The organism is Geovibrio ferrireducens (assembly GCF_026226615.1).
GTDB classification, from domain to species: domain Bacteria; phylum Chrysiogenota; class Deferribacteres; order Deferribacterales; family Geovibrionaceae; genus Geovibrio; species Geovibrio ferrireducens.
This window is the reverse complement of the sequence record NZ_JAJAPB010000004.1, coordinates 258,904-284,466: the sequence shown is the minus strand read 5'-3', so window position 1 is coordinate 284,466 and position 25,563 is coordinate 258,904. Positions and strand designations below refer to the sequence as shown.

General features: G+C 48.8%; 23 protein-coding genes. 9 read left to right on the top strand and 14 right to left on the bottom strand.

The features are described 5' to 3' along the window. Positions 1-11 precede the first annotated feature (11 nt). Both hisC and pheA read right to left on the bottom strand, forming a co-directional pair. Complete coding sequence (hisC, locus tag OSQ85_RS06630) at positions 12-1,103, bottom strand: histidinol-phosphate transaminase (protein WP_265822057.1); 1,092 nt, start codon at positions 1,101-1,103, stop codon at positions 12-14. Beyond that, the gene (gene pheA / locus OSQ85_RS06625) at positions 1,100-2,170 is read right to left on the bottom strand and encodes a prephenate dehydratase (RefSeq protein WP_265822056.1); all 1,071 of its coding nucleotides are present in this window, start codon (positions 2,168-2,170) and stop codon (positions 1,100-1,102) included. The genes hisC and pheA overlap by 4 nt, the downstream gene beginning before the upstream one ends. A 150-nt stretch (positions 2,171-2,320) precedes the next feature. Here pheA and waaF point away from each other — a divergent pair, with 150 nt between their 5' ends. From waaF to OSQ85_RS06605, 4 genes are all read left to right on the top strand, one after another. Next, on the top strand, positions 2,321-3,355 hold the full coding sequence (waaF, locus tag OSQ85_RS06620) for a lipopolysaccharide heptosyltransferase II (protein ID WP_265822055.1): 1,035 nt from the start codon (positions 2,321-2,323) through the stop codon (positions 3,353-3,355). Beyond that, entirely contained in the window at positions 3,348-4,331 is a 984-nt protein-coding gene (locus OSQ85_RS06615; protein WP_265822054.1) for a glycosyltransferase family 9 protein, read from the top strand. Before waaF ends, OSQ85_RS06615 begins: the two co-directional genes overlap by 8 nt. A gap of 93 nt (positions 4,332-4,424) precedes the next feature. Then, positions 4,425-6,338 (top strand): transketolase, encoded by a 1,914-nt coding sequence (locus tag OSQ85_RS06610; protein ID WP_265822053.1) that lies wholly within the window; start codon positions 4,425-4,427, stop codon positions 6,336-6,338. Positions 6,339-6,504: 166 nt separating this feature from the next. After that, positions 6,505-8,520: a methyl-accepting chemotaxis protein gene (locus tag OSQ85_RS06605; protein ID WP_265822052.1), complete on the top strand. Its 2,016-nt coding sequence runs from the start codon at positions 6,505-6,507 to the stop codon at positions 8,518-8,520. A gap of 51 nt (positions 8,521-8,571) precedes the next feature. On the opposite strand, the gene OSQ85_RS06600 is transcribed toward OSQ85_RS06605, so the two are convergent. Next, complete coding sequence (locus OSQ85_RS06600) at positions 8,572-9,321, bottom strand: SDR family NAD(P)-dependent oxidoreductase (RefSeq protein WP_265822051.1); 750 nt, start codon at positions 9,319-9,321, stop codon at positions 8,572-8,574. Between the two features lie 171 nt (positions 9,322-9,492). Between OSQ85_RS06600 and OSQ85_RS06595 the strand changes: the two genes are divergently transcribed. Next, entirely contained in the window at positions 9,493-10,392 is a 900-nt protein-coding gene (locus tag OSQ85_RS06595) for an AraC family transcriptional regulator (RefSeq protein ID WP_265822050.1), read from the top strand. Between the two features lie 6 nt (positions 10,393-10,398). Here OSQ85_RS06595 and OSQ85_RS06590 read toward each other — a convergent pair whose 3' ends face one another. From OSQ85_RS06590 to OSQ85_RS06540, 11 genes are all read right to left on the bottom strand, one after another. After that, the gene (locus tag OSQ85_RS06590) at positions 10,399-11,334 is read right to left on the bottom strand and encodes an alpha/beta hydrolase (protein WP_265822049.1); all 936 of its coding nucleotides are present in this window, start codon (positions 11,332-11,334) and stop codon (positions 10,399-10,401) included. Positions 11,335-11,380: 46 nt separating this feature from the next. Next, entirely contained in the window at positions 11,381-11,680 is a 300-nt protein-coding gene (locus OSQ85_RS06585; protein ID WP_265822048.1) for a helix-turn-helix domain-containing protein, read from the bottom strand. A gap of 403 nt (positions 11,681-12,083) precedes the next feature. Then, positions 12,084-12,683, bottom strand: a complete 600-nt coding sequence (locus tag OSQ85_RS06580; RefSeq protein ID WP_265822047.1) for a Fic/DOC family protein — start codon at positions 12,681-12,683, stop codon at positions 12,084-12,086. Between the two features lie 334 nt (positions 12,684-13,017). Continuing rightward, the gene (locus tag OSQ85_RS06575) at positions 13,018-13,848 is read right to left on the bottom strand and encodes an ABC transporter permease (protein WP_265822046.1); all 831 of its coding nucleotides are present in this window, start codon (positions 13,846-13,848) and stop codon (positions 13,018-13,020) included. Next, positions 13,826-14,815 carry an ABC transporter permease gene (locus OSQ85_RS06570; protein ID WP_265822045.1) on the bottom strand — a complete coding sequence of 330 codons (990 nt, stop codon included), beginning with the start codon at positions 14,813-14,815 and terminating at the stop codon, positions 13,826-13,828. Before OSQ85_RS06570 ends, OSQ85_RS06575 begins: the two co-directional genes overlap by 23 nt. A 17-nt stretch (positions 14,816-14,832) precedes the next feature. Further along, positions 14,833-16,473 carry a peptide-binding protein gene (locus OSQ85_RS06565; protein WP_265822044.1) on the bottom strand — a complete coding sequence of 547 codons (1,641 nt, stop codon included), beginning with the start codon at positions 16,471-16,473 and terminating at the stop codon, positions 14,833-14,835. Position 16,474: 1 nt separating this feature from the next. Beyond that, the gene (secG, locus tag OSQ85_RS06560; protein WP_265822043.1) at positions 16,475-16,804 is read right to left on the bottom strand and encodes a preprotein translocase subunit SecG; all 330 of its coding nucleotides are present in this window, start codon (positions 16,802-16,804) and stop codon (positions 16,475-16,477) included. Positions 16,805-16,819: 15 nt separating this feature from the next. After that, positions 16,820-17,581: a triose-phosphate isomerase gene (gene tpiA / locus OSQ85_RS06555; RefSeq protein WP_265822042.1), complete on the bottom strand. Its 762-nt coding sequence runs from the start codon at positions 17,579-17,581 to the stop codon at positions 16,820-16,822. Next, positions 17,578-17,958 (bottom strand): bactofilin family protein, encoded by a 381-nt coding sequence (locus OSQ85_RS06550; protein WP_265822041.1) that lies wholly within the window; start codon positions 17,956-17,958, stop codon positions 17,578-17,580. The genes tpiA and OSQ85_RS06550 overlap by 4 nt, the downstream gene beginning before the upstream one ends. After that, positions 17,955-18,800: a ParB/RepB/Spo0J family partition protein gene (locus tag OSQ85_RS06545; RefSeq protein WP_265822040.1), complete on the bottom strand. Its 846-nt coding sequence runs from the start codon at positions 18,798-18,800 to the stop codon at positions 17,955-17,957. The genes OSQ85_RS06550 and OSQ85_RS06545 overlap by 4 nt, the downstream gene beginning before the upstream one ends. Then, positions 18,797-19,558 carry a ParA family protein gene (locus OSQ85_RS06540; RefSeq protein WP_265822039.1) on the bottom strand — a complete coding sequence of 254 codons (762 nt, stop codon included), beginning with the start codon at positions 19,556-19,558 and terminating at the stop codon, positions 18,797-18,799. Before OSQ85_RS06540 ends, OSQ85_RS06545 begins: the two co-directional genes overlap by 4 nt. 260 nt (positions 19,559-19,818) lie before the next feature. Here OSQ85_RS06540 and OSQ85_RS06535 point away from each other — a divergent pair, with 260 nt between their 5' ends. The 4 genes from OSQ85_RS06535 (at position 19,819) to OSQ85_RS06520 (ending at position 25,425) form a co-directional block, all read left to right on the top strand. Then, positions 19,819-21,318, top strand: a complete 1,500-nt coding sequence (locus OSQ85_RS06535; protein WP_265822038.1) for a leucyl aminopeptidase — start codon at positions 19,819-19,821, stop codon at positions 21,316-21,318. Then, a complete protein-coding gene (locus tag OSQ85_RS06530; RefSeq protein WP_265822037.1) occupies positions 21,308-23,317 on the top strand; it encodes an STT3 domain-containing protein in 2,010 nt (669 codons plus the stop codon). Before OSQ85_RS06535 ends, OSQ85_RS06530 begins: the two co-directional genes overlap by 11 nt. Before the next feature lie 110 nt (positions 23,318-23,427). Beyond that, positions 23,428-24,324, top strand: a complete 897-nt coding sequence (locus tag OSQ85_RS06525) for a selenium metabolism-associated LysR family transcriptional regulator (RefSeq protein WP_265822036.1) — start codon at positions 23,428-23,430, stop codon at positions 24,322-24,324. Positions 24,325-24,489: 165 nt separating this feature from the next. Then, on the top strand, positions 24,490-25,425 hold the full coding sequence (locus OSQ85_RS06520) for a septal ring lytic transglycosylase RlpA family protein (protein ID WP_265822035.1): 936 nt from the start codon (positions 24,490-24,492) through the stop codon (positions 25,423-25,425). The last annotated feature ends 138 nt before the right edge of the window (positions 25,426-25,563 follow it).

Here is a 25,563-nt window from a genome sequence, read left to right as displayed (position 1 = left end):
TTTATGCTCCCTTAAAGGACAGCTTTTAGCTGTTCGATGAATACTTTGTTCTCTTCTTCCGTGCCGATGGAAACCCTTATGTAGTCTTTCAGTCCGGGGCCGAGATAGCGCACTATCACCCCTTTTTTCAGCAGTTCTTTGAAGATTCTCTCCCCTTCGCCGGTTTTGACGAGGATGAAGTTTGCCTGAGTGGGTATATATTCAAAGCCGAGTTTTTCAAACTCGCCGTAAAGGTAAGCTTTGCCCATGCGGTTTTCACGGATGACTTTTTTGAGGTGGTCTGTGTCCTCCAGTGCGGCTTCCGCTGCAATCTGCGCTGCCATGTTGGTGTTGAAGGGCTGGCGGACACGGTTCATCATGTCTATGGCGATGGGATCAGCTATGCAGTAGCCCACACGGAGCGCCGCCAGACCGTATGCCTTGGAGAAGGTGCGCATAATCATGAGGTTAGGGTAGCTTTTCTGCATTTTGAGCGTGTCGGGGAAGTCCGGCGCATCGACATATTCGCAGTACGCCTCGTCCAGAACAACTATGGTCTCCGCGGGAACCTTCTGCATGAAAGCCTCAAGGGCTTCCTGGCTGAAATATGTTCCCGTGGGATTGTTGGGGTTGCCGAGGAATATGATTCTCGTTTTATCATCTATATTAGCCGCAAGTGCTTCAAAATCGAAGGAGAAGTCGCTCCTGACGGGAATCCATCTGCATGAGGCTCTCATCGCCTGAGCTATTATTCCGTAAACGGAGAAAGAGGGCGAAGGGCTCATGACATGTTCGTCACGGGCAAGGAAGGTTCTCATGGCGAGCTCTATTATTTCGTTTGAGCCTGTACCGAAGATAAGTCTGTCAGCACTGATGCCCAGCTTGGAGGCAAGTCTGGTGCGGAGATAGAACACATCGCCGTAAGGATAGCGGGACATCTCCGGCAGAAAATCCGCCACAGCCTTGATGACTTTAGGTGAAGGCCCCAGCGGGTTTTCGTTGGAGGCGAGCTTCACCGCCTTTTCTATGCCCAGCTCTCTTTCCAGTTCCTTAACCGGCTTTCCGGGCACATAAGGGCTTAAACCCTGAATCTCTTTACCTGCGAGTTTTGCGTAATCTATCATTTTTCCCCCTTGGGATATGAACCCAGCACTTTGAAGTGGGTTACGTTTCCTGCAAATTCGTCTATCACGGCTTTCAGGGGTTCTTTGTCCCTGTGACCGTCAGTGTCCACGTAGAAAACATATTCCCACGCCTGTTTCTTTGAAGGGCGGGATTCGATCTTAGTCATGTTTATACCCTTGGAGGCAAATACTTCAAGAGCTTTGTAAAGCGAGCCTGATTTGTGGGTTATGCTGAAAACCATCGAGGTTTTGTCATTGCCTGTGGGCAGGGGCTCAAAGCCGCCTATGATGATGAATCTCGTGTAGTTGTTCGGCATGTCCTCTATGCTGCGCTCAATTATTTTAAGGTTATAGCATATCTCAGCCATTTCGGAGGCGATGGCAGCCGCCCCGGCATCCTTGGAGGCTATTTCGGCGGCTTTTGCTGTGGATTCCACATCATAAAGGGGAATATCCGCCGCATGTTCCGACAGCCATTTCCTGCACTGGGGTATGGCGTGGGGGTGCGAGTAGATTCTCTGCACATCCTCAAGCCTGCCGGACTGGTTCATCAGGTTCTGGCTGATTTCCAGATACACTTCGCCGCAGATTTTGATGGATGAACCGGCGAACATATCCAGCGTATGGTTCACCACCCCTTCGAGGGAGTTTTCCACGGGGATAATGCCGTAATCCAGCCTGCCGCGCTCCACAGCGTCAAAAACGTCCGGTATGCTGCGCATGGGGATAAGCTCGGCGGATAAGCCGAACTGCTTTATGGCGGCGAGGTTGGTGAAGGTTCCCTCCGGCCCCAGATAGCCGATTCGCTGAAGCTTTTCCAGCGAGAGCGAGGCGGAGATAATCTCCCTGTAAACCCTGCGGACGGCTTCAAACGGCAGAGGTCCGTCATTTATCTTTGAAAGACGCTCATAAATCTGCTTCTCCCGCGAGGGAACATAAAGGGGCTTGCCCAGCTCCTTCTTGATTTCGCCGATCTTCATGGCTTCTTTTGCGCGTGCGTTCAGAAGCCTGAGTATCTCGGCGTCCAGCCTGTCAATTTCCTGTCGGTGTTTATCAAGTTCATCCATCCGACAAATCTACCAGAACCCTCTTGTTTAAGCAAGGCTAAAGAACTGTTCAGCGGGGCTTTAACAACAATATGAGCTTGACGGGTATGGGCTGTTTTGGGATAAACTGAAATGAATCTTTTTCCCTGAAATAAAATCAAAGGAAATATTTTGAAGATACTTGTGTTCAACCCTTCATTCCTTGGCGATTCGGTGCTCACCACACCTCTTATAAAAGCTGTGAGGCATTATTTTCCGGACAGTGCCGTGGATTTCTGCGTGCGGCCGGAGAATGCGCCGCTTTTTCAGGGGATGGAGCTGATAAACGAAGTCATTGTCTTTGACAAACGCAGATCGGCAGGCGGCGCGGGCGGTATTTTCCGTTTTGCCCGTGAGCTGAAAAAGCGTGATTACGATATAATAATATCCTGTCACAAGTCCTTCCGCAGCACGCTGACAATGGCTCTGACAGGCGTTCTGCGCCGTGTGGGGTTCAGGCAGTCGGCTTTTTCATTTCTTTATACCGAGACGGTGAACAGAGACATGAGCCTCCACGAAGTTGAGCGCAATCTTATGCTTCTTGAACCGCTTATTGACGGTTTCAGGCAGGATGAGGTGAAAGCGGCTGCGGGAAGCGCGGAGGTTTTTGTTGATGAGAGGATAAGCACAAACGCCGCGAAATACATAAAATCCGCCTCCGGCGGGCGCAGGCTCATCGGCATGAACGCGGGCAGTGTATGGGCTACTAAGAAGTGGCAGGGGGAAAAGTTCGCCGAAGTAAGTGATAAGCTGTATGAAGAGGGTTTTTTCTGCGTTCTCTTCGGCGGCCCCGGTGATTTCGGTGACTGCGAAAGGGTGAAGGCTCACGCCCGGTATCCTTTGATGAATCTCTGCGGCAAGCTTCCCCTGGGGCAGCTTCCTTCATACATAAAGGCTATGGAGGTGCTTGTCACCAATGACAGCGGGCCGATGCACATAGCCTCCGCCGTGGGCACTCCCGCTGTGGGGATATTCGGCCCCACTGTGAAGGCGCTGGGCTTTTTTCCGTATGATGATAAAAGCATCGTGGTGGAAAAGGAGCTTTACTGCCGCCCCTGCGGGCTCCACGGAGGCAACGAATGTCCGGAGGGGCATTTCCGCTGCATGGGCGAAATCAGCGCCGATGATGTGTTTCAGGCTGTTAAAAAGGTGCTCGGTAATGAATAACTCAAAAGATGATAACAGAAAAATAATACATGCTCCTGTAAAGGAGCGCAGAACAAGAGTCCTCTTCGTGCGCCTGAGCTCACTGGGCGATGTTATACTCATCACCGGAGTGATTAAGCTTTTCAGGGAGCAGTTTCCTGATTATCTGTGCGATGTGTTCACCTCCTCCGCTTTTGCCCCGGTTTTTGACGGTCTGGATTTTGTGAACCGTGTTATAGCCTTTGATAAAAAAGGCGGATTCAGAGGGTTTGCAAAAACCGTTCAGGAAGAGCTTAACGATTATGATTATGTTATAGATCTCCACGCAAATCTGCGCTCATTTCTGCTCAGATTCATGGTGGACGCAAAATTCCTTAAATATAAGAAAGATTCCGCCGCACGCAGGGCTTTTGTGAAAAACAGGAAAAGAACAGAAAGATTAGGAATGCACGTGGTGAAAAAGTACGCTGAGGCACTTAAACCGCTGGGTATGAAGGATTACTCAGTAGAGGAGCTCCGCCCCGTTCTGCATTCCGGTAAAAGGGAGGAGGGCGGTATAGTCCTGAACCCCTTTGCCAGCAAACATACCAAGCAGTGGGACAAGTTTCCTGAACTGGCGGAAAGGCTTGCGGGCATGGGGCAGAGGGTTACGGTCATTGGTCAGGGGGATTTCCCGCAGATTGACGGTGTAAATGACCTCACGGGCAAAACCTCTTTACGGGAAATGATTGACGTTATAGCTTCCGCCTCCGTGCTGATAACCACCGACAGCGGGCCCATGCACGCTGGAGCCGCACTGAATAAAAAAGTTATCGCCGTATTCGGCTCCACAACTGCGGACTTCGGCTTCGCGCCGGAGTTTGAGGGATGTTCCGTTGCTGAGGTCAAGGGGCTGGACTGCCGCCCGTGCCATGTCCACGGACAGGAAAAATGTCCTCTGGGGCATTTCCGCTGCATGCGCGATATAAGCACTGATGATGTTTTAAAACTGCTCTGAACCTGCTTTCGTTGACATTGACCGCGCTCATTGGTATATTCTTTTTCTCAAAATATAATGAACATAGTTTTTATAAATTTCAGGGGTGTATAAATGTCCGAGAAAGGCTTCACAGGCTCACTGAGCGAAGCGGAAATCAATGAACTCAAAACCGTAGCGACCCATTGCAGGGGCGACATACTGAAAATGACCACAATTGCCGCCAGCGGCCATCCCGGCGGCTCCATGTCCTCCATTGACATGTACCTCACTGTGTACAAATACGCCAACATCAATAAGGACAACTGCAAATCCTCCACAAGGGACAGGATCTTCGTTTCCCACGGGCACACATCCCCCGGCGTTTACAGCACCCTTGCCAGAAACGGTTTTTTCCCCGTGCAGGATGCCATAGCCTACTTCCGCCTCGCGGGCTCCATATACGAAGGGCACATTGAGCGCATGGTTCCCGGAGTTGAATGGTCAACGGGCAACCTCGGTCAGGGGCTTTCCGCCGCATGCGGAGCGGCAGTTGCGGGCAGGATGCGCGGAGAAGAGTTCGACATATACGTTTTTATGGGTGACGGCGAGCAGCAGAAAGGCCAGATCCCCGAAGCGAGAAGGTTCGCCGCCAAATACGGCTACAACAACATAACAGCGTTCATAGACTATAACAAGCTCCAGATAAGCGGCAATATAGCCTCTGTCATGCCCCAGAACATCAGAGGCGAGTTCGAGGCAGACGGCTGGCACGTTATCGAGATAGACGGACACAGCTACGCGCAGATATTCAACGCCGTTGCCGCATCCAAAAAGATAGAAAAGCCTGTTCTCATCCTCGCCAACACTATAATGAGCTTCGGTGTGAGCTTCATGGAGAACATAGCGGGCTACCACGGCAAACCGCTCACGGAAGCTCAGCTTGCCGATGCTCTTGCCGAACTCGGCATTGAGAACGATCTGGAAGAGCTTAAGGTAAAACGTGCGGCGTTCAAGTTCAGCCACGCTGAGCATGAGCTTGTTCAGGAACCTGCCAAAATTTTCGCAGGAACCCCCAGAACATACGCCGTCACCGATAAAACAGACAACCGCTCCGCCTTCGGCGATGCTCTTCTTGATGTTGTGAAGGAGACCAAGGCTAACGGAGGCACACCCGTTGCGGTTTTCGACTGCGACCTTGCAGGCTCCGTAAAGACAGACGGAGTTGAGAAGCACTGCCCCGAAAACTTTGTTCAGGCAGGTATTCAGGAACACCACACAGCCACATGCGCAGGCGCGGCCAGTGTTAACGGTGTTGTGAGCTTCTTTGCTGATTTCGGTGTTTTCGGTGTGGATGAGGCATACAACCAGCAGAGGCTGAACGACATAAACGGCAGCAATCTCAAGGTTGCCACAACTCACGTCGGGCTTGATGTGGGTGAAGACGGCAAAACCCACCAGTGCCTCGATTATGTGGGCGCTATGCGCAACATATACGGTTTTAAGGTAATAGTTCCGGGAGACCCCAACCAGACAGACCGCGCTGTGAGATACGCAGCCGCTGCGCAGGGGAACTTCCTCATAGCCATGGGGCGCTCAAAAATACCCACAGTGGCAAAAGCGGACGGAACACCCTTCTTCGCGGGAGATTATAAATTCGAATACGGCAAAGCGGATGTGCTGACAGAAGGGGATGCTGCCTTCGTAACCTACGGAGCCATGCTTCCCAGAGCGCTGAAAGTTGCTAAACTTGCCGCAGAGAAGGGAGTTAAACTCGCAGTAATCAACATGAGCTGCCCCCTTGAACCGGACATGGAGCTCCTGAAAAAATATGCCTCAAAAACTGTTTTCGTTTATGAGGATCATAACGCAAACACTGGTCTGGGTTCAATAATCGGCGCTAAGGCGGCTGAGGAAGGGCTCGGACTCAAAGTGAAAACTTTCGGTGTGCGCTCATACGCTTACTCCGGCAACCCCGACGGCATACTCAGGCTGCTGGGGCTTGACGAAGAGACTGTGGCGGCTGAAACAGTCAGGTCAGCCAGATAATAATTACATAGGGAGCCTTTAAAGGCTCCCTTTTTTTGTCAACCAGTCTCCGAATATTCTATTGCATTTTCGGAATGCGGGTATAGTTTATCCGTATTGTATATATGAATACAATATACAATCTAAATGTTTTTACTGTATTTCTAAGCGTTAAAGGGGAACAACAATGAATGTCTCTTTCAGAATGAAAATTCTTATCCCTGTCATTGCGGCCATTATCGGTTCATTTCTTGTCACAGGAGTAATCATCTACAGAGTGGTTTACACAGAAACGGAGTACATCGCCAAAAACGATGTGCGGAACCTTTCCAGAAGTTACGGCAATCTCTTCAGGGGTGACATGGAGAAAACTATAGCGGTTTCCCGCTCTCTTGCTTCTGCCGCCGAAACTTTTACCACAGCCGGAGTAAGCCGTGAGCAGGTCATGGAGCACTTGGTAAAGGTGCTGGATGATAACCCGCATCTTTTTGATGTGTGGATAGTGTGGGAACCGAACCAGTTTGACGGACGCGACGCGGAGCTTGCGGGCTCAGGTGCGGCCGGTACAAACGAACAGGGTCAGTTCTGCCCCATGCCCTACAGAACCGGCGGCGGGATAAGCAGAGCCCACACCACCTCAATGTATGACACAGGGGCGGTGAGCGACTGGTATCAGCTTCCGCTCAGAGACGGAAAGATTCACATCTCCGAACCGGCCACTTACGACTTTGAAGGGAAACAGCTTACGACGGTTACAATCAGTGTTCCCTTTGAAATAAACGGGCGGACAGCAGGTGTTGCCGGAGGCGATATACTTCTGGACAGCCTCACCGACATGCTGAAAGACATCAAGGTTTATGATACAGGCTACACCTTCCTCCTTTCGGATAAATTCACAATGGTAGCCCACCCTGTTAAAGATCGTGTGGGCAAACCCTCAGAGGTTGTTCAGCAGATAGCCCCTTACCTCAGCGAAGGCAAGGAGCATTTTGTTGAGAAAGCAAATGCCACAACAGGCAAAATGGCTTACACCCTCTATACCCCTATCCCCATAAACGGGGCCGACTACAGGTTTATTTTCGGACTCAGCGTACCCCTTGAAGAGATATACGGTGCTCTCAGCCATATAAAATCAGCAATTGCCATGGCGGCTTTTGCCGCCGTTCTGCTTGTGGGCGGACTCATATTCCTCATAGCTCAAAGACTTGTCAGGCAGCTTGGCGGCGAGCCTGAGCAGGTTGTGGTAACTATGCAGAAAATTGCCGACGGTGATTTCACGGCGGATCTCAAAGTTGCTCATGGCGACACAACGAGCCTTACCCATTCTGTTCATGATATGGTGGGGAGACTCAGCAGCATGATAAATAACCTCACCATTGTTGCGGACGACCTGAAAGCCTCAAGCTCAGATCTCTCAGCAGGTGCACAGGAGCTTTCTGCGGGAATGAGCGAGCAGTCAGAACGCTCCGAGCTTATCTCCGCAGCGGCAAATGAGATGTCTGCCACAACAGGCGAGATAGCCCGCAACCTCTCGGATATATCCACATTTGCACATAAAACAGCCGATAAGGCGGTAAACGGCCGTAAAGTAGTGGACGAATCGCTCAAAGGCGTTGTCAAAATAAAAGACACGGTGGATAAATCATCGGTGCTTGTTCATTCTCTGGGTGAAAAGTCTCAGGAGATTAAGGATATTGTCAGCGTGATCAGTGATATTGCAGACCAGACGAACCTTCTGGCTCTCAACGCAGCCATTGAGGCGGCAAGGGCAGGGGAAGCGGGCAGAGGCTTTGCCGTTGTTGCTGATGAGGTGCGCAAGCTTGCTGAGCGCACACAGAAGGCAACCTCTGAAATTTCCGATCTCGTTATGGGCACTCAGTCGGAGATGGACAATGTTACCAAATCCATGGAAGGGGTGACGGGTCAGGTCAATACCGGGCTTGAATCCTCCAAGCAGATAGCCGTTGTTCTCAAGGATATTGAAGAGGGCGTATCCCAGCTTCAGTCCATGGTGGAGAACATATCAACAGCCACTCAGCAGATGGCGGCAACCAGCGGACAGATACAGCAGGATATAGACTCAGTGGCCACTGTCTCCATAGAGGTTAAGTCAACCTCTGACCATCTGGCGGAGAGTGCCTCCGGCCTTGAGAATATTTCCGTAAGGCTCAGGGATATGATGGGCGCTTTTAAGATAAGATAAAGAAATCATATTGCAGATAAATGAGGCGGGGTATAAGCCCCGCCTTTTTGTTTACAGCAGCATTCCGCCGGAAGCCTCTATTCTCTGGCCGTTTATCCATCTGCATTCATCAGAAAGAAGCGCCGCAACAGCCCCGCCTATGTCATCAGGAAGGCCGACCCTGCCCAGTGCGGTGATCGAGGCGATATGTCTGTTGATTTCGCTGTTATCCCTCACGCGTCCGCCGCCGAAGTCGGTCTCAATTGCTCCGGGGGCAAAAGATACCGCACTTATTCCCCTGTGACCGAGCTCTTTTGCCAGATAGTGTGTGAGAACCTCTACAGCGCCCTTCATGGATGCATAAGCCGAATAACCGGGCATGCTGAATCTGGTAAGTCCGGTTGAGATATTCATTATTCTGCCGTTATCGTTCATAAGCGGAAGCAGCTTTTGGGTGAGGAAGAAGGTTCCCTTGAAGTGCGTATTCATCAGGAGGTCAAACTGTTCCTCTGTGGTTTCAGCAAAAGGAGTGTTTATCCCCATGCCTGCATTATTCACCAGCATGTCAAAGCCTGTTTTGCCGAAGTCTGCCAGAACTTTTCTTACTTCATCGGCAAAGGCGGGAAAGGTTTTGCTGTCTGAAACATTAAGCTGAACAGCTGCGGCTTTCTGCCCCTTTGCTGCTATCTGACTGACCGTATCTTCCGCTTCCGTTTTTTTGCTCTGGTAAGTTATTATTACGTCTGTTCCTTTGTCAGCCAGTGCCAGTGCCATGCTTTTACCCAGCCCTCTGCTGCCTCCGGTTATGATTGCTGTTTTCATTTATGCCCTCCGCAGGAATCTTTATACATAATGATAACCACGTTTTGCCGTTTTTAAATACACATAACTGCTCAAGTCTTGCCCGATCCTCCGGCAGAAGCAGATATTTCTTTTTTGTTTCAGCCAGAAAAACTATACTCTAAAGATGCTAAACAGCAGATGTGAGGGTTTATGAACGAGCTTCAACGTCAGGAACTTGCTTTTCTGATTGATAAATACTCCGAGCCGGATGTGGCCAGCCGGACAGTGATTCCGGAACTCAGCGTGCTGAAATCCGAGAGCCGGAGGATTAAGTCATCAGTGGTTTATGTGCCTTCCTTGTGTGTCATTGTACAGGGGAAAAAGGAAGTAATGCTTGAGAATGAACTCTACAGCTATTCTCCTTCGGAGTATCTGGCGGTTTCGGTGGAACTTCCTGTCGTGGGGCAGGTGACAGAAGCTTCCAGAGAGAAGCCGTATCTTGGGCTTACGGTAACCATAGATCCTCTGGTGATAAATGAGATGCTAATGCACGCACCGGAAGGGGGCAGCACTTCCAGAGGGCTTTTCGTAGGCAGGACAGATGAGGGGATGGCAGACTGTATTCTCCGGCTGGTAAGACTTCTGGAAACTCCTGGTGATGCGGGTTTTATGTCGCCGCTGATACTGAAAGAGCTCTATTACCGTCTGCTTAAAAGCCCGCACGGGGCAAACCTAGCGCAGATAGCTGTCGCGGGAAGCAGCATGCAGAGGATAGCAAAGGTGATAAAGGTTCTGAAAACCGATTTCTCAAAAAATATGCGGATAGAGGAAATGGCGGAAATAGCCAACATGAGCCAGTCATCGTTTCATCACCATTTCAAGGAGGTTACGGCGATGAGCCCTCTCCAGTTCCAGAAGAGGCTTCGCCTCACCGAGGCGCGCAGGATTATGCTTTCGGAATCTGCCGATGCGGCGAGCACCGCGTTCCGTGTCGGTTATGAAAGCCCTTCCCAGTTCAGCAGGGAATATTCGCGCATGTTCGGCGCTCCCCCCGTAAGTGATATAGCAAACCTGCGGCGCGGAATCAGCATGGCGGAAACGGCAAGGTAAAACGCCCTAGTTCAGCCCTTTGATAAAACCTGCCACGGCTTCAGTCACCTTCGGCGAAACAGGGTAGGCGGGGTTTGTGTAGCTCTCCTGCTGCTGCTTCATATCCGCTCCTGCTTCCTTCATCACATGGTTGACATCTTTCAGGATGGCAAGGCGGGCTTTCTTATTTGATTTTGCCAGAAGCTCCGCATCGCTCACGCTGACCTGAATGTCTGTGGTTCCCTGAACTATGAGAACGGGCATTCTCAGCCTGCCGGTAATCTCAGCCGGGTTATACCTGTACCATGAAATGACATAAGGCTGAATATCCGGCCTGAAAGCAGGCATCAGTTCAGGAGAGATGCTCCCCACTGTATCCCCTTTTTTCAGGTGTTCATTTATTCTTTTGACCTCGTTCTTAAATGCAGGGAATTTTTCAAACTGCTCCTCAATAACAGTGTATGCGGGTCTGCCTACACCAGCTATGGAGACAAAGCCGTCGGCATTGAGCTTCTCCGCTGCTGCTGCGCCTATTAATGCTCCTTCGCTGTGGCCTATGACTGTCAGTTTCCCGAAACGCCCGCTCAGCAGCAGGTATTCACCCCAGAAAACAGCATCATCTATGTAATGCTCAATCCGCAGATCCTTTTCTGCTGTCGCAAGTTCCCTGCTTGCACCTATTCCGCGCTTGTCATAACGGAGAGAGGCTATGCCGTTTTCTGCCAATGATTCCGCCAGTTGTTTAAGGCTGTCGTTTCTGCCTGCAAAGCGGTTGTTTCCGTTTCTGTCAGTGGGGCCGGAACCTGCTATTATGAGGGCAACTGGCGGTTTTCGGACACCTGCCGGAATTTCTACGGTTCCGTAAAGCCTCCCGGTCGGGAGTGTGAGAACTGCATCCTCCGCTGCCTGTGACTGCACAGAGAAGAGAACGGTAAGTAAAAAAACAGCAACAGCAATACGCATAATTCTCTACCTCGTCAAAAGTTTGAGATGTCGAATTATAGTTGCTTTATTTCATAATGTCTTTAGCAAACAGCAGATCAATTCTGGACTTAATGTATCTTGCACACTCCTGAAAATCGTCTGAGCAGGTATCAAGGTCAGATTCTGTCATGAAAAACTTATAAGGCGGAATATCAAATAAGGAAGCGATTTTCTCTATCATTTCGGCAGATGCAAAACTTTTTCCCGACTCCATCTTATAAATCTGAGTTGTGGATACATCCAAAAGCTCCGCAAGGTGTTCTTGCGTCAATTCCTTGCTGTTTCTGTACTTTTTCAAGTTATAACCGAAAATTTCCTTAATCATCTATGCCTCTGATTACTATATATCATAATAAAAGTTATTTTTGACTGGACAACTGAATCATATTCTTATATACGGTAATTAAATTCAGTTAAACGGATAAAGGCTTGCAGAACAAGCGTTTAACAATAGCTGGATACTATCTGACGGCATAGGGATGCCATGGGGGGCTGAAAAGTCCCCTTCAACTTTCATGATGATTCAGATGAAAAAGAAAAGCTGATAAACAGCTTTTGAAAACAGGTAATCAGGCTTTCATTATGACGGCGGGCTGCCGTACCTAATCCTAAAAGATTATACCTCAGAATTGTTTCAGCGTCATATGAACATCGGCCTATAACTGCGTATTTGCCTGCTGCGTGGAACTATTGATTTTATAGAAGGGCTGTGTGTGCGGTTGCCGTTATTATTTCAAGCCTTTTGTGATTATCGATTTCATGCGGCTATTATCTGCGGAGCAGACGGTTTCTATCGAAGCTTGTATGTATTCTTCAGAAGTGGTCAAGGAGTAATCAATAAACTTATACCCGTTAAAAGCACAGAGAAGGTCAAAGAAAAGACGGGTTGTTCTGCCGTTTAACTCGTAAAACGGGTGCAAGGCAATGATTTCACACTTGAAATATGTAAGTTTCTCTATAAAAATCTTTTTATCTTCAATATTCCGCAGATAATTCTCATTTTCGAGCTCAGAAAATATTCTTTTTGATTGCTCTTCAACAAACTGCCCTAAGCAAAAGGTCGAATCACCTTTGTGTATAGTAATTATTCTGTATTCTCCTGCCCAATCATAAAGGCCTGAGAATGTTCTTCTGTGCAGGGATTTAAAGTAACTTTCATCAAACACTGAATTATCTGACAGTTCTGTCGTAAAAATTTCATAAGCTTTTGTAAGGAGATATTCTTCAACGGCGTGAAGCTGTGCGGAATCGGATATGTTGAGTTTATTTTTAGGTATATCTGTATTTTCCAGATAAATATGGCTGAGACTATGATGATACTTTGACATTGTACTTGCGTATTATTGCAAGCGCTGAAGCCTTGGTTTTCCCTTTGGACATAGAGTATCCTTCTATGCGCTGGCTGTTTTTTACAGCGTTATTAATGTCTTTTTGAGAAAAATTCAGTATTTTCATATTTTAAATATACCTTTGTGTAGTCGTATAATCAAGAGGAAACCTCCCTGATCCGGTTTCCTTTCGCACGGCGGCGGCACATCTGATTACCGCGTAAAAAACTACATCCTGTGTTTTTTACGTACACGCTCGCGGCTTGCAGAGCAATCCTTCGCTTCGCGCGGCGGCGGCACATCCTGTGCCTTGAGTACGCGGTGATTTAAGGTGTTATTCTTTCGGGTCGAGAACGTCCCGCAGACCTTCACCCAGAAGGTTGTAGCCGAGGACAGTGATAAAAATCGCCATACCGGGGAAGAAGGAGAGCCACCACGCAAAAATTATGTTGTCCTTCCCTGCGGTGAGGATATTGCCCCACGAAGGAACCGGAGGCTGAACACCGAGGCCAAGGAAGCTCAGAGCTGATTCAGTGAGAATAGCCCCTGCTATGCCCAGTGTGGCGGTTATGAAGATAGGTGTGAAAACGTTGGGGAATATATGTTTGAAGAGAATTTTCGCAGTGCTGACACCCTGAACCCGCGCCGCTGTGATGTAGTCTCTGGTGCGGACGCTCATTACCTCCGCCCGCACAAGCCTTGTTACGCCCATCCAGCTTGTGAGTCCGATTACAGCCATAACGTTGAACACGGACGGATTTAAAAAGGCGATAACGGCAAGTATAAGGAAAAAAGACGGAAAGCAGAGCATTATATCCACAAAGCGCATGAGCACAGTGTCAATAAATCCGCCGAAATAGCCGGAAATAAGCCCCAGTACAGTGCCGATAATAACGGAGATTCCCACAGCCACAAAACCGACAAAAAGGGATATGCGTGTTCCGTAGACAACTCTGCTGAAAATATCGCGCCCAAGCTCATCTGTGCCGAAGTAATATTCAGATGACGGAGGGAGCAGGACTGATTTGAAGTCAATATACGCTGGGTCATGAGTGGCTATGAACGGCGCAAACAGCGCCACAAGAACGAAGAACGCAACCACGGAAGCCCCGGTGAGGAACAGTATGTTCCCCTTTGCCTTGTCAGCTACTCTTCTTCGAGCCATACCTAATCCTCGGATCCACCGCGGCATATGCTATATCCGCAATGAGATTGCCGGCGAGAGTGAGCATTGCGCCTATCACAAGCACACCCATCACCACCGGGTAATCCCTCATCATTACTGCCTGATAAAAAAGCTGCCCCATGCCCGGAATGCTGAAAATCGATTCAAAAATTACGCTGCCGCCAATGAGGCCGGGCACAGAGAGGCCGATTATTGTGACAACAGGGAGCAGGGCGTTTTTCAGCGCGTGGGTGAAAACAACTTTCCCCTCACTCAGACCCCTTGCCCTCGCAGCGGTGATGTATTCCTCCTTGAGGACATCCAGCATGCTGTTGCGGGCGAAACGGCTTATGCCCGCCAGTCCGCCGAAAACGGAGATCACAACGGGCATGAATGTATGTTTGAAGATGTCTGCTATTTTTCCGAAGGTTGTGAGATAGTCATAATTGAAGGATCGCAGTCCGGAGATGGGGAACCAGCCTTTGACCACGCCGAAGTAATACATGCAGAGCAGAGCCAGCCAGAAAGTGGGCATGGCGAACCCCGCAAATACAAACACGGTCACTCCTTTGTCAAATATGCTGTCCTTATAATAGGCAGAGAGCACCCCAAGAGGCAGGGCGAAAAGGAATATAAGCACCATTCCAGCCACATTCAGCCAAATGGTTACGGGCAGACGTTCCTTTATCTTCTCCATGACTGTTTTGCCGTCCTGACTGAACGAATCGCCGAAGTCAAAGCGGGCAAATTTCCCCAGCCAGTTGATGTAGCGCTCCAGAACAGGCTTGTCCAGATCGTACATTTTGACAAATTTTTCGTAGGCTGTTTCGGAGAGTTTGGGGTTCATAGACGCAATAAACTGCGCCGGATCGCCCGGCGCAAGATGTATCACTACGAAGCTTATTAATGTGATCCCCAGGAGAAGAGGTATCATCCCCGCGAGGCGTTTTGCTATGTATCGGAGCATATCCACCGATTCAGGATTTATTTCTCAAAGCGGTATTTCTGATCCTTGGAGGGGACATACCAGTCTTCAATGTTGTATGTCACCCCTGCGGGAGCCGGAGAAACTTCCTTAAACCTTTTGCTCAGTGCAATCAGAGCGTTGGGAACATAAAGGAAGGTGTAAGGCTGCTCCTCAGCGAGGATCTCCTGAAACCTGTCGTAATATTCCTTGCGCTTGGCAGGGTCAAGGGCGTGTCTGCCGCCTTCAATAAGCTGATCAGCCTCTGCGTTTGAGAAGCATATGAAGTTCAGCATTTTGGGGCCGCATTTGGATGAGTGCCATACATCAAAGGGGTCGGGATCGACAACTATGTTCCATCCGAGGACAATAGCGTCAAACTTGCCTTTGTCTATGTATTCGTTTATGAAGGATGCCCATTCAAGGACTCTTATATCAACTTTTATGCCGACCTTCTGCCAGCTTTGCTGAACAGTCTCGGCTATTTTTGTTCTCACGCTGTTCCCCTGATTGGTGAGCAGTGTGAAGGTGAAGGGCTTGCCGTCTTTGTCAAGGATGCCGTCACCGTTGGTGTCTTTCCAGCCAGCTTCGGCCAGAAGTTCTTTTGCCTTTTCGGGGCTGTACTCATATTTTTTAACGTTGGTGTTCTGCCACATAGTGCCAGGTTTGTAAGGGCCTTCCGCGGGAACGCCTTCTCCGAAGAGTATTCCGTCAATAATTTCCTGTTTAGGGGTAGCGTATGTGAGTGCCTGGCGAACCCTTTTGTCGGCAAACATAGGATTCTTCATGTTATAGCCAATGTATGCGTAGCTGGGAGCTAGATATGTGTATTTGTCATAGCTGTTTGTAAAGAGAGCCGTATCCGTCTGTTTGACCCACTGGGTGGGTGTAAGCCCCATTATGTCAAGGCTGCCGTTAAGCAGTTCCATGAAGGTTGTGTTGAGATCGGGGATAATACGGAAAATTATTCTGTCAAGGTTGGGACGGCCTTCGAAGTATTCCTCATTTGCCTCAAGGGTGATCGATTCGCCGGATTTCCACTCCTTAAACCTGTAAGGGCCTGTTCCGACAGGCGAACGCATAAGGGATGATTTCGCAGCTTCTTTCCCTTCCAGCAGGTGTTTGGGCAGAACCGCCATACTCCAGCTTAAAAGAGCAGGCGCGAAGGGTTCAGCATAGCTGACCTTCACTGTGAGGGGGTCTATAACCTCAAACTTTGTAACAAGGCGGAAATCTGCATCGTAAGAGGTGGGGGTATTGTTGTCGATCATGAAGTTGTACATAAATTCGACATCACTGGCGGTGAAGGGTGCGCCGTCATGCCATTTTACGTTATCCCGCAGCTTGAAGGTTATGCTTCTGCTGTCATCCGAGATTTCCCATGACTCTGCCAGATCACCTGTTATATTAAGGTTTTTGTCCAGCTTCACCAGGCCGTTGTAGATGTATTTGGCCACATCGTGGGATGCGCTGTCTGATGTGATGTTGTAAATCAGCCCGGAGGCATCCCCAAGGCTGGAGGTTACGAGGGCATCACCTGCGACGCCCCCTCTCGCTTTGCGTTTTTCCGCGGATTTGCCGCCTTCCTTGTTCCTGTCCCCGCATCCGGAAATTACGGACACGCATAAAACTGCAAGCAGCAGAAAAACTAACTTTTTCATTTTACTTTGATTCCATCGGTACTTGGGGCGCCGCATCGGAAGGAGCCATAGGGGCTGTCTGCTGAAGGGGCTGAGGAATCCTGTCTGTGATGCTGCCTGATGATCTCTCTTTTGACATAACAGCGAGACCAAGGGAAGTTATCATAAAGGTTATGGCGATTACAGATGTGATTTTGTTCATAATGTTTGCAGGTGCGCCGGGGCCGAAAAGGCTGCCTGAACCGCCGCCGAGAGCCGCTGAAAGCTCAGAGCCTTTGCCTGACTGGAGCAGAACGGCAATGATAAGGAGCATACAAACAAAAATGTGGAAAACGAGAAGATAAGTGTACATTTAAACTGACCTCTTTTATTTGCTTGAATTTATAATACCGAGAAAATCTTCGGCCTTGAGGCTTGCGCCGCCCACCAGAGCCCCGTTAATATCGGGCTGGTTCATAAGGCCTTTGGCATTGTCGGGTTTAACGCTGCCGCCGTAAATAATTCTCAGTTTGTTTGCCATAACGGGTCCGTAGAGGCTTTTCAGCATCTCACGGATTTTGGCGTGCATAGCCTGCGCGTCTGCGGGGCTTGCGTTTACGCCTGTTCCTATAGCCCAAACGGGTTCATAGGCTACAGTAACCTGCTCTATTTTGTCAACCGGTACATCCTTAAGCCCCTTTGCGACCTGAGCCGTGACGGTTTCGAAATGAGCGTCCGCCTCTCTCTCAAATAAGGTTTCACCCACACAGAGAATGACATTCAGTCCGTGGCTGAGGGTAAGGCGCACTTTTTTGTTTATGATCTCATCGGTCTCACCGAAAATCTGTCTGCGTTCCGAGTGACCTATGATGACCGTTGTTACGCCGACGGATTTGAGCATGGATATGGAAGATTCCCCGGTAAAGGCTCCCTTCTCCTCTGCGGATACGTTCTGTGCCGCTACGGTAAGCCTGCCTTTGCTGCTGGCTATGGTCTGCTTAACGGGGTAAAGAACGGGGAAAGCCGGAGCAACGCCTACATCCACGCTGTCGTAGTCTATGCTTGCATGAAGGAGTTTGCCTGTGAGTTCGGCTCCTTCCGCAGCGTCAAGGTTCATTTTCCAGTTGCCTACTATGTATGGCTTCATCATTCCGCATCACCTTTCTTGGGGACAGCGGTTTTCAGGGAGCCGCCCATTTCAAGGCTTCCGTTGAATATAACCCCTTCCTCCATCTGCACAGCAGCGGAGCGTATAGTACCTGTGACATTTGCGGGCTTATAAAGTTCCACTTTGTTTTTAGCGGTTATTGTTCCGTCAAACTTGCCGGAGATTTTCACCTGTCCGGCTTCTATCTCGGCTTTGACATTGCCGGAGTTGGCTATAACAAGCGTGTCGTTGGTCTTTATGTTTCCTTCAAAATTACCGTCCATGCGCACAAGCCCGTCAAAGATGAGTGTTCCCTTGAAGGTTGTGTTCTTGCCGAGAAAAGCGTCGATGCCGCCGTTGTCTTCTTTTCCTTTGATCATTCTTCGCCTCTGATTCTTTTTATGATCCGGTCAAGCTCATCGTCCGAGCTGTATTTGATCTCAATGGTTCCGCCGTTTTTGGCTGTTTTAAGGGTTATTCTGGTTTTGAAGAACTCCTCAAGCTCATCTTTGAGACCCATGAGAAAAACATCCGCCTCAGCAGACTTTTCCGTTTTCTGCGCGGGCTCTTTTTTGAGCTTGGCAACCAGACGTTCCGTTTCGCGGACGGACAAAGCGCCTTCGATGACTTTTTTCAGCGCGCTTATTATCTTCTTATCATCATCAAGTCCCAGAAGCGCCCTTGCGTGCCCTTCTGTTATGAGGTCTTCCTTCATGGCTTCCAGAGCCTTGGCAGGAAGGTTCAGAAGCCTTAGTGTGTTTGCGACCGCGCTTCTGCTTTTGCCTATGACCTTTGCGACCTCTTCCTGGGTGTAGCCGTGCTGCTCCATGAGTTTTTTATATGCCGCTGCCAGTTCGTATGCGCCTAAGTCCTGTCTCTGGACATTTTCAATGAGGGCAAGTTCAAGCCTTTCCGCCTCGCTGTCCACATTTCTTACAATTGCGGGGATTTTCTTGAGCCCGGCGAGCCCTGCCGCGCGGAACCTGCGTTCCCCGGCGATTATCATGTAGCCTTCGTCTGTTTTGGTGAGAACTATGGGCTGAATAACCCCTTTCTCCCTGACGGAGGCCACAAGCTCATCCAGAGGCTCCTGATCGAAGCGTGTGCGGGGCTGGTTTACGTTTGCGTATATGAGGGCAAGGTCTATCTCGCCCACGGGAGCTTTTGTTTCATTTTTGGGTATAAGGGATTCAAGCCCCCTTCCTAGAGAGTTCTTTTTCATAATCTGGGAAGTATCTCTTTAGCCAGATCGATGTAGCTGGCCGCTCCTTTAGATTTTATGTCATATTCTATTATGGACATGCCGAAACTGGGAGCTTCGGAGAGTCTGACGTTTCTGGGGACTATGGTGCGGAACATGCTTTCGCTGAAAAACTCCTCAATCTGCGTCATAACCTCTTTGGAGAGGTTGTTGCGCGGATCGTACATGGTGAGGAGTATGCCTTCCAGAGCAAGTTCTTCGTTAAGGCTTTCCCTGATGAGGCGGATGGTGTTGAGAAGCTGCCCCAGTCCTTCCATGGCGTAGTATTCGCACTGGAGAGGGATAAGCACCGAATCCGCCGCAGTGAGTGCGTTCACGGTGAGAAGCCCAAGGGAGGGAGGGCAGTCAATGAGGATAACCTTGTATTTGTCCTTCACTTTTTCCAGATTTTTTTTCAGCCTTGTTTCCCTTGAAAGGGCAGTTACAAGCTCAACCTCCGCCGCGGTAAGGTTTATATGGCTGGGGAGCAGATCGAGATTGTCCACCTTGCTTGGCACAATTGCTTCCTCTATATCGGCATTTCCGATAAGCACGTCATAAATGCTGGCGTATTCGCCCTTTGTCTCAAAGCCTATTCCGCTTGAGGCATTCCCCTGCGGGTCCATGTCCACAAGGAGAACCTTGGCCTCCGCAAAGGCGAGTGACGAGCCTAAGTTAATGGCGGTAGTTGTTTTTCCAACTCCGCCCTTCTGGTTGGCGATTGCGATTATTTTTCCCATAGAACTCATACATTAGATAATACCTGTACAAAAATCAAGATCAATCACCTGAACCTGTTAAATAAGCTCAAACCCTGAAAATACTGGTGTTTTTGATCCTTTAACATGCGAAACATATGCTTTTACCGTGTAAAGATGAGAAATTTTTCAAATATGTTGAAAACGTTTGAATTTTTAATATAATTCAAGGGCGGTGAAATCCGTATAAAGGCAATTTATATGTTTATATAAATGCTTTTGTGTTTAAACGAGGTTTGTTGATGAAAATATCATGCAGGAAAAAGACTGCTTTCAACTCAAGAAAAGAAGCGGTGATTATTCCCGTATATAAAAATATGGGTTCACTTAAGCTGCTTACAGGAAAAAGGATAGACGATGAGATCGCCAATATAGTCAACTCTGACTACTTCAACTTTGAAGATAAGGAGATAAAAAGCTTCTACATTGATATGAAAAAGAAGCTGAAAAGGATTTTTCTTGTGAATGTTCCGAAAGATCCGGAGGATTACAGGTACTATCTCGAACTTGGCGCACAGTTTTCAAAAATTATCAGAAAAGATAAGCTTTTTTCATTTTCCCTCGTCTCCTTTGAGGATGTCTACGCCGAGAAGAAAGAGGGGAGCTACACCAAGAGCTTCCTTGAGGGGCTGTGCTTCGGCCTGTATTCATTTGAAAAATATAAAAGCAAAAAGGAAAGCTTCGATTTTGAAGAGGTTGAGGTTATCACAACCTTCACCAAACTGAAAAAATTCATAGACACCGGCGCGGAGAGATGGGCAACTATCTTCCAGAACGTTTATCTGGCAAGGGATCTTATTAATACCCCCCCTATGGATATGACTCCTGCGATTTTTGCAGAAACCGTTCAGGCGGAAGAGGGCGCGGATTTCAGCGTCACTGTTTACGATGAGGCAAAAATCAGGGAAGAGGGGCTGAACCTCATAGATGTGGTTGGTATGGGCAGCGTGAACAAGCCCAGATTCGTTATGATCGACTACAAAGGCGATCCCGGAAACGAAAAGCACGTGGCTCTTGTGGGCAAAGGCGTTACATTTGACTCCGGCGGAAGCAACCTCAAGCCCACCGGAAGCATGGAAACCATGAAGTGTGATATGGCAGGCGCGGCAACTGTTTTTGCAGTTACCAAACTTGCCCGTGAACTGAAACTCCCTGTAAACATCAAAACATATATACCCCTCGTGGAAAATATGATAGGCGGCGGCGCCTACAGACCGGGGGATATAATAACCTCCGCCTCCGGCAAAACCGTTGAGGTTCTTAATACGGATGCGGAAGGCAGGCTTATACTTGCGGATGCTCTGTACACCGCCACAAAGACAGACCCGGAGGTTATAGTGGACGTGGCGACCCTCACCGGAGCCTGCGTGGTTGCTCTGGGAAGTCACTGCGCGGGGCTTTTCAGCAACAGGAAGTTCCTTGCTAAAAATATAAGCGACCTTTCCGGCGATGTCGGTGAGGACATATGGGAGCTTCCGCTGCTTAAAACCTATGAAAAAAGAATTAAGAGCGATATAGCCGATCTAAGAAACATAGCCAGACAGAGAACAGAGGCCGGCTCAACCATTGCGGCGCTCTTTCTGCGCGAGTTTGTGGACAACTGGCCGTGGATACACCTTGACATTGCGGGACCCGCTTATCTCGAAGAGGAGCACCCCGTTTTCGGGAAGCATGCTTCCGGTTTCGGCATAAGGCTTCTCCTTGAATTTATAGAAAGGTATTATTGCAGAAATGAAGATTGATATTGATATTTTCAGGGGCAGCGCGGCGAAGGGGCTGGGAATAACAGCCATCGCCCTTGCCCTTGTGTTTATTGTTTCGGCGGGGCTTCGCTATATCCAGCTTGAGAGATGGCGCGAACACAGGGACTATTACTTTGTTGATAAAATGCCGCAGATGACCACCCTCGACTCATACAAGTGGCTCAGGTATGCGGATGAGTATAAAGAGGGGAGCTACTATCCGTCAAATGACGATCCTCTGATGTTTTATCCTGATGTTAAGGCGAAGCATGAAAAAATCCCCATGCTAAGCTGGCTCATTGCTAAGCTTTCCGTTTTCTCCGACGGCAATACCTACCGCACGGCAGTTTATCTCCTGCCTTTTCTGGCTTCGCTTTTTATAATCCCTCTGGGGCTGTACTTCTATTTCACAGGGATGGTTCCCGCAGGGATAGCAGGGGGCATAGCCGGATCTCTGGGGATAATTTATCTTGTCCGCTCATCCATCGGCAGGGTGGACACGGATGCAATGAACCTTTTTTTCCCGTTTCTCTGCTCACTTTTCATGCTTCTGGCTCTGGAGGGGAAGAACTCAAAAAAACTGTTCATTCACTCAGCTTTGGCCGGACTTTCCATGTGGCTTTTTCACTGGTGGTACGAGCATCCGGGAATAACCATAGCCTATCTCGGTGTCTTTGTGCTTGCCCTTTTGGTTTCACGGGCGGAATTCAAAAAAGCGGCGCTGGCAGTGCTTCTGTTTGTGCTCTTCTCAAATCCGCTGCATATATATTCCGGCCTGCACCATCTCTTTGACTTTGCAAAAACCTATATAACTCCCACCGGCAGTATTATTGCGGGCTTTCCTGATGTTTATGCCACTATAACGGAGGCAAAAAGGACGGAGATAGACAGGGTTCTGGCAACCCTCGCGCCTGTTAAGGCTTTATCAGTCGCCGGGCTCTTTTTGTTTGCGGTATGCGTAATATTCAATTTCCGGAGAATGCTACCCCTCGCGCCTGTGTTTATACTCGGCCTTATGGTTTTCAAAAGCTCAAACAGGTTCGGGATGTTCCTTGCCCCTTTTGTGGGAATCGGCCTCGGTTACGGAATTTATCTCCTCGGCAGGGCTCTTGAGGACAGGGTGAAATTCAGCGCACAGATAAAAACAGCGGTTCTTGCCTGCGTGACGGCGGGTTTCATGTTCCTTGTTTACAAATCCTCGTTCGATTTCAATCCTGTTCCGTCCATAGAAGTGGGGATATATAAACAGATTAAGGAGCTTAAAAAGGCCGCTCCGGCGGATTCCGTCATATATTCATGGTGGGACTACGGCCTTGCTTACGAATATGCCGGGTTTACCACTTTTCACGACGGAATGACGCAGAGAACGCCCAAGACATACTATGTTGCGAAATCACTCTCTTCCGACAGTCAGAATGAGTTGTACAACACCATAGCCTTTCTTGCGTCCGAAGGGAAAAGCGGCATAGACAGAATGCTCTCCGAAGGCAAAACCCCGCAGGATATTTCCGCTGTGGCCGCAGACAACTCCCTGCCTGTTGACAGTGATAAATACGTGGTGCTTTTCACAAAGGACATGCTCTTTAAAATCGGAGCAATAAGCCAGCTTGGCACATGGGATTTTGAAACCGGGCAGTACACCCCGTTTACGATCATCAACATGCGCTGCACACAGAAAGAGGGGGATGTGCTGATATGCGGTCAGGACAGGGTTAATCTCGCTACAGGGCTGGTGAATAACACTCTTCCGCTTAAAAGCCACACTGTCACCATCAACGGAAAAGAGTTCAACTCCCGCGCATTTCCGTACAGTCAGGGCGTGCATCTCATTGAAAGCAGATGGGAATCCGGCTTCACTGATTTTATGGTTCTTGATGACGACGCGTTCAGATCAAATATGGTACAGATGTTTGTTATCGGCAATGTTGATAGCTCAAAGTTTACCGAAATTTTTAATGCTGTGCCTTTTATGCGGGCTTTTACGGTTAACGGGCGCTGAATGTAAAGAATTTGTTGTTAAAATGACATAAAACTCAAAAGAACTATTGATTTTATCTATATAGTGCTGATAATATACCTGTCAGCACTACCACTTCAAGGAGTCTCCCCATGGATTTTAAACAGATAGAAGCGTTCGTATATGTTGCGAAATACAAATCCTTTTCCCGCGCTGCTGAAAAGCTTCTTCTCAGCCAGCCCACTATCTCCACGCATATAAGCACCCTTGAAGAGCAGCTCGGAGTCAAGCTTTTTGACAGGCTTTCAAAAGAGGTTATCCTAACTGAGGCAGGGCAGGTTTTCTACCCCTACGCAGTGGATATACTCGACCTGCGTGAGCGTTCTCAGGAAGCTATAAAAGAATTCCTCAACGAAATCAGCGGCCACCTCCACATAGGGTACAGCACTGTTCCCGCTGAGTTCATACTTCCCGAAGTCATCAGGAAGTTTAAGGAGGAGTACCCCAAAACCTTCTTCACCCTCGACATAAACGGAACCCAGAATGTTGTCCAGAGGCTGTCTGACGGCATACTGGATCTTGCGATAGTTGCAAGGAAAATCCCTAAGAAGGATCTTGAGTACAAGGTGCTCCTGCGGGATAAAATAGTTCTCATAGTTCATAAAAACCATAAATTCTACGACCGCGCCAGCGTCTTCCTTGAGGAGATCCTTCAGGAAAGCTTCATTATAAGAGAGATGGGCTCCGGAACAAGGGCGGCTGTGGAACACGCCTTTAAACAGAAAGGGTACGATTTCGAATCGCTGGATGCTGTGGCCATGCTCAGTTCCACATATTCCATAAAACACGCAGTAAAACGCCAGCTAGGCATAGCATTTATGAGCCAGATGGCGCTCTCAGAGGATGAGTGCGGCGGCGGAATAAAGGCTATTCCCATAACGGATCTTGTTGTTGAGAAAGAGATCTATGTGGTTTACAGCAAAAAACGCACTAACAAGAAGCTGATGAAGCACTTCATCGATACTCTTCTTAAACACGCGCGCGAATAAAAAAATCTTCTCCGGGGCGGCTTAACAGGCCGCCTTTTTTCTTCTTTCCCCAAACTTCCCGCCCGCTAAACCGTCATTACTATTAATGTGCAAACTTCCCTGTACAAAATGAGTCGGTGCAGGGTAGTATAAAAACCGTATATTTACTCTTCGGGGGATTTGGTTATGAGACTTAAACACAGTCTTGGAATTTTTCTTACACTCACCTGCGTTTCCTGCGCTTCCGTGCAGCCTGAGCCGCTTTCGGCTATTAATGTTCCTGATGACGACATAAGACCGTTTGTGGATTCCCCCGTCATGCCGGAGGTTAAAAAAGCTGTCCCTGCGGAGGAACCGCCTGTGCTAAGGTTCCCCGACACTGTATTCGCAGCGCCCGCGGAGGAGCCCGCTGCCCCTCCGGTATCTGGTGAACCCATAGAAAAAGATCACAGGATTCCGCCTGATGCCAGAATGACAGGCGCAGTCTATGACAAGCCTTATGTAGTGCGCGGCGAAACCTACCACAGGCTTAAATATGTTGAAACCTTCGAGCAGGAAGGGATAGCAAGCTGGTACGGCGGCCCCGACCACGGACGTGATACGTCAAACGGCGAAATATACAATATGTACGCCATGACGGCAGCCCACAAAAACCTCCCGATGGGCAGCATGGTTGAGGTGGAAAATATCTCAAACGGACGCAAAGTGACCGTCAGGGTCAATGACCGCGGACCCCATGTGGAAGGAAGAATAATCGATCTCTCCAAAAAGGCAGCAAATGAGATAGGTATAAAGGATAAAGGACTCGGAAAAGTCAGAATCAGGCTCCTTTCCCCCGCCGGAGAGAAAAGTGATGACGATTTCGCGCCGGATTCACCCAATATCGCATACGCCGGAACAGTTCAGGCGCTTTTTGCAGTGCAGATAGCCTCATTTACCGATAAGGAACAGGCAGACGCGCTGGCAAATACATTCGATAAAGGGAAAGTGGAGCGCGCCAATGTCAAAGGCACAACCTACTACAGGGTAAAGGTCGGCGGGTTCGAAAGCAGGGAAGCTGCTGAGGCCCACAAATCAAAAATGACCTCAAGATACCCGAAAGCATTTGTGGTGACGGAATAAATAACAATTTTGCTGTTTCAGTTAAATTTTTTGAAGAAACCGTGTCCGCTTTGCGAAGCAGATTAAGAAATTTTGAAGGAGTTCGGGGAAAGCTTTTTTAAAAGTTCCCCATATAAATAAATTTAATAAGGAATAAGT